Consider the following 4,976-nt stretch of genomic DNA (forward strand, 5'->3'; position numbering starts at 1 on the left):
TACCCAGTTTGTCCCCGGTCACGTGCATCTAAAAGACTTGGGACAATTGGTAGCGCGTGAGATTGAAAAAGCGGGCGGCGTGGCAAAAGAGTTTAATACCATTGCGGTCGATGACGGTATTGCCATGGGTCATAGCGGCATGTTGTATTCATTACCAAGCCGTGATTTGATTGCGGACTCGGTTGAGTATATGGTCAACGCCCACTGCGCCGACGCCCTAGTCTGTATTTCTAACTGCGATAAAATCACCCCTGGTATGCTGATGGCAGCCATGCGCCTCAATATCCCTGTTGTTTTCGTCTCTGGCGGCCCGATGGAAGCGGGCAAGGTCATCGCTAGCACTGTCGCTCATAGCCATAATAATGATGGCGGTAGCGACGTCCATACCACTGACAGTAAAGGCAATGCCATTCGCAAGCTTGATTTGGTCGATGCCATGATGGACGCCGCCGACGATAATATCAGCGATGAAGATGTTTTGGCGATTGAAAGCTCAACTTGTGGCTCATGCTCTGGGATGTTTACCGCCAACTCAATGAACTGCTTGACCGAAGCATTAGGCTTATCATTACCGGGTAATGGCTCGCTATTGGCCACACATTCGTTACGCCGCGAGTTGTTTTTAGAAGCGGGCCGCACGATTGTATCATTGGCCAAGCGCCGTTATGAGCAAGATGATGATTCGGTGTTACCACGCTCTATCGCTACCAAAGCCGCTTTTGAAAATGCCATGAGCCTAGACATCGCGATGGGCGGTTCAACCAACACTATCTTGCACCTACTTGCCGCCGCCAATGAAGCGGAAGTTGATTTTAAAATGCACGATATTGACCGTCTAAGTCGTAGTGTCCCTTGCCTATCGAAAGTCGCTCCTGCTTCACAAAAATACCATATGGAAGATGTTCACCGTGCTGGTGGCGTGATGGCACTGCTTGCCGAGCTTGACCGTGCGGGTTTACTGACCACCGATATCCCAACCATTCATAGCGCAAGCATGAGAGATGCTATCGATAAATGGGATATCATGAATCCTGATAATACTGAGGCACGAGCGCGCTATATTGCCGCTCCTGGTGGCGTCCGTACCACGCAGGCCTTCTCGCAATCAAAAGAGTGGCCAAACCTTGACGTCAATCGTGAGTCAGGCTGTATTCGTAGTGCTCAGCATGCCTATTCAACCGATGGCGGCTTAGCAGTACTATACGGCAACATCGCTGAGCGCGGCTGCGTGGTCAAAACCGCAGGCGTCGACGAAAGCATCTTAATCTTCACCGGACGCGCGCGTATTTTTGAATCGCAAGATGCTGCCGTAGCCGCCGTACTTGATGACAAAATTGTCGCCGGCGATGTGGTTATTATTCGCTATGAGGGGCCAAAAGGTGGGCCTGGTATGCAAGAAATGCTGTATCCAACCACTTACCTAAAGTCTAAAGGTTTGGGCAAAGAGTGTGCGCTGTTAACTGACGGTCGTTTCTCTGGCGGCACCTCAGGCTTATCCATTGGTCACGCCAGCCCAGAAGCCGCTGAAGGCGGCGCGATTGGTTTAGTACAAGAAGGCGATACCATTCACATTGATATCCCAAACCGCACCATCAATATGCAAGTCAGCGATGCCGAGCTTGCTGCGCGCCGTGAAGAGATGGAAGCACGTGGACGTAACGCATGGAAGCCTGTAAGCCGTGAGCGTCATGTCTCGCCTGCGCTGCGTGCTTATGCAGCTATGACTACCAGTGCCGATACGGGTGCCGTCCGTGATGTGAGCCAAGTTGAGCGTTAAATAAGTCTGTAAACGCAATGATGTATCACTAACCTTATAGAATTACCCAAAGCCTGCGCCATGCAGGCTTTTTTTTCACCAAAAAACAACGCTGCCACCGTTCTGATAACGTTTTTTTGCGGTATTAAAAAGGTTTTGCCGTCATTATTAATAGTGATTGAACCTATTCTAACTTTATCTTTTTAAAACCAAAAAATAGCGTGCACCAAACTTATGATTGAAAACTATAATTTATTCTTATTGGTCTGCGGTATTGCCTTTTTATTCGGGGCACTATTTCCTATTCTTTTTAAACGTACGCCCATATCGCTGCCCATGCTGCAAGTAAGCTTTGGTCTACTCATGGGCTATTGGTGGACCAGTTTATCTTTTTTAAACCCGATGGATAACGGTTTAATCATAGAAAAACTGACCGAAATCGTGGTATTGGTTTCGCTGGTCGGTGCAGGTATCAAGATAGATACTGAGCTGTCGTGGCACTTATGGCGCCCGACTGTGCGCTTACTACTTATCACCATGCCGATTGGTATTTTTGCCATGGCGCTCTTAGGCTATTATGCTTTTGGTTTGACATTAGGCGCGGCCATCTTGCTCGGTGCGGTACTGGCTCCGACCGATCCTGTGCTCGCCTCTAGTATCCAAGTCGGACCGCCCAATACTGGCGGCGAGGATACACCGCGCTTTACCTTGACCTCAGAAGCAGGGTTAAATGACGGATTGGCGTTCCCATTTGTCTATTTAGCGATTAAGGTCGCGGAAGCTTATAGCGGCGGGCAGCAGTTCACAGGTGAAATGCTGTGGCAATGGTTTACAACTGATGTGCTGTGGAAAATTGGCGCAGGTTTGGTGGTCGGGATTGTGGTTGGTAAATTACTGGCAAAATTGGTTTTTTCAAAATACAGCCACAATACCACCATCTCTCAAGGCTATGTCGTCATAGCTCTCACCCTGCTGGCCTATGGTTTGGCAGAATATGTGCACAGCTATGGCTTCATTGCAGTATTTGTCGCCGCCTTTGCCTTTCGGCGCTCGGAGCGTGAACACAGTTATCATCAAAAGCTGCACGATTTTGCTGAGCAGTCAGAAGGCTTACTGATGTCCTTAGTTCTTGTGGTTTTTGGCATGTTTTTAGGCCAAGGACTGCAAGCTAGCGTTGAGCTGACATGGCGCGTCTATATCGTTAGCTTTACCTTTTTATTATTGATTCGACCGATTGGCGGATTGATTGCTCTATCAGGATTAAAGCTGCCCTATACTGAAAAGTATGCCATTTCTGCCCTCGGTATTCGTGGTATTGGCACCTTATATTATCTGTCTTACGCCCTCAATCAAGGCTTCTTCGATGAAGTAGACGCTGTTAAACTTTGGATAGTCTGCTCAATTGTCATTTTGGCCTCTATCTTTATCCATGGTTTGATTTCCCCAAGGCTGCTTAAGCTCACGCCTAATAAGCCGCGCCATGGATAATTTCGGACGACTACCTCAATACTTTTGTTAGTTATAGTGTTGCTACTTATCATTTAAGCATAAGCATCTATATTTCTGTTTTTTATACTGGCAACAAGAATATTGAGGTACGCTAAAGCTGAATATCTACTAGATTTCAGCGTCAATCAAATCTAATACCGCTTCCGTTAGTGCAAACTGACGGACGTCATTGAGCATCGTTACATCAAAGTTATGGATAAAGGCAAACGACAATTGCCGCGCAGGATCACACCACGCAACCGAACCGTTATAACCCATGTGCCCAAAACCTTGAGCGCTCATATCAGAAGCTTCACTTTGACACATACTAAACCTGCGATGATAGCCCAAACGCCAGTTCATTTTCGCCGGCATTACCGCATCCATACCAATGGTTTGCGGGGTTGAAAGCTGCTTAAATGTTGCGTCGTCAATCAATGTCTGCCCCTGCCAGCTACCGCCATTGGCTAGCATGGCATAAATAGTTGCTAATGCTTGCGCTGATGCCACGCCGTTGGCAGCGGGAATGATGGCTTGTAGCGTCTGTTTATCGTAATAATCGATAGGTTGTTTATTAGCCAGTACGAGGGCTGATTTATAATTGTTTAGATTAAGCTGGCTGTTATTAAAGTATAAACGGTTAATTTTTGCTGTATCGAGACTAGGTAGCTCATCTGCCTTTATACTTTCATTTTTACTATCGTTTGCGCTTTCTTGATTGGTTAGCGCTCTTTTTTGCCAACAAGCATAGCTTGGTAGATTTGAATAAATGCGCAAAGTATTTTCAGAATCCGCTCTTAACACGGGTTTGCTGCGGCGAGGTCGCGCTTGCGACTGCTGTTGATTACTTTCTTGCTCTGATGTTTGAAAATATTTGACCAAATGAGCCACTTCATCTACTTTATCGTTTGGCACCCCAAAATAACAGCTGTCTGCAATTCCTAGCGGCTCAGTCAAATAGTAACGCAGCGCTGTGGCTAATGACATATGGGTAACGGCTTCTATCATGCCGCCCAGTACCCAACCGTAAACCAAGGCGCTATAAGCGCTCTCATATAAGGCGCTGTCTTCAGGCGCTGTTATTGGCATGGCGGCAACTTTTTCTAGCATGAGCTGCCAATCGAGCACTGTGTCGTTATCGACATCGATACTTTGAATCGAAAACAAGTTGCCCTGATGTGACATGACGCTACGTAAAGTAATCTGTTCTTTTCCTTGCGCGGCAAAAGCGGGCCAATAATCCGCAATCGCTCGGTCATAATCGAGCATGTGCTCGGAGACCAACACATGCACCAATGTCGCCAACACCCCTTTCCCTGTTGAAAAATTCAGCGATAGGGTATCGGGGCTCCATGACAAATCCGCACGCGCTAGCCCGACACTGGCTTGAGCAATACATTGCCCCGCTTGATAAACCACCAAGGCACCTCCAGCTGGTGCGTCATCAAGCTGCAAATCTGTTAACAATTGTTGTAATTTTTGCTGTATAACAGGATTAATAGACGTATTGACGTTTTGATTATCAGCTTTCTCATTATTATTTTTCATTCTTCACTCGCTTTATTTATAAAAATGCTTCTTATATCCAAAAACTGCTTAACTATTTAGCTACTTAATGACGAAATTCGCTCATAAAAAAGGCAACCTATTGGTCGCCTTTTTTGTTGCATGTCGCTCATATGTAGCGCGTACAGTTTGCCATACATGGTTAGTATGCCATGAGTCTAGCGTG

The 4,976-nt window shown here is 46.7% G+C and carries 3 protein-coding genes; 2 read left to right on the forward strand and 1 reads right to left on the reverse strand.

Annotated features, from left to right (window positions below; all coding sequences use genetic code 11):
* Both ilvD and V7D75_RS00050 read left to right on the forward strand, forming a co-directional pair.
* On the forward strand, positions 1–1,777 hold a 1,777-nt coding region (gene ilvD / locus V7D75_RS00045), incomplete at its 5' end, for a dihydroxy-acid dehydratase (protein ID WP_333612894.1).
* Between the two features lie 213 nt (positions 1,778–1,990).
* The gene (locus tag V7D75_RS00050) at positions 1,991–3,244 is read left to right on the forward strand and encodes a cation:proton antiporter (RefSeq protein WP_333612895.1); all 1,254 of its coding nucleotides are present in this window, start codon (positions 1,991–1,993) and stop codon (positions 3,242–3,244) included.
* 129 nt (positions 3,245–3,373) lie between these two features.
* Here the strand turns inward: V7D75_RS00050 and V7D75_RS00055 are convergent, their stop codons facing one another.
* Positions 3,374–4,792: a serine hydrolase domain-containing protein gene (locus V7D75_RS00055; protein WP_333612896.1), complete on the reverse strand. Its 1,419-nt coding sequence runs from the start codon at positions 4,790–4,792 to the stop codon at positions 3,374–3,376.
* Positions 4,793–4,976: the final 184 nt, after the last annotated feature.

The sequence above is a fragment of the Psychrobacter sp. genome, from assembly GCF_036731945.1.
GTDB lineage: Bacteria > Pseudomonadota > Gammaproteobacteria > Pseudomonadales > Moraxellaceae > Psychrobacter.

What these genes read in the sequence shown, in the direction of transcription:
- V7D75_RS00050 (WP_333612895.1), top strand. Translation starts at nt 1,991, where the DNA reads ATGATTGAAAACTATAATTTATTCTTATTGGTCTGCGGTATTGCCTTT.
- V7D75_RS00055 (WP_333612896.1), bottom strand. Translation starts at nt 4,792, where the DNA reads ATGAAAAATAATAATGAGAAAGCTGATAATCAAAACGTCAATACGTCT.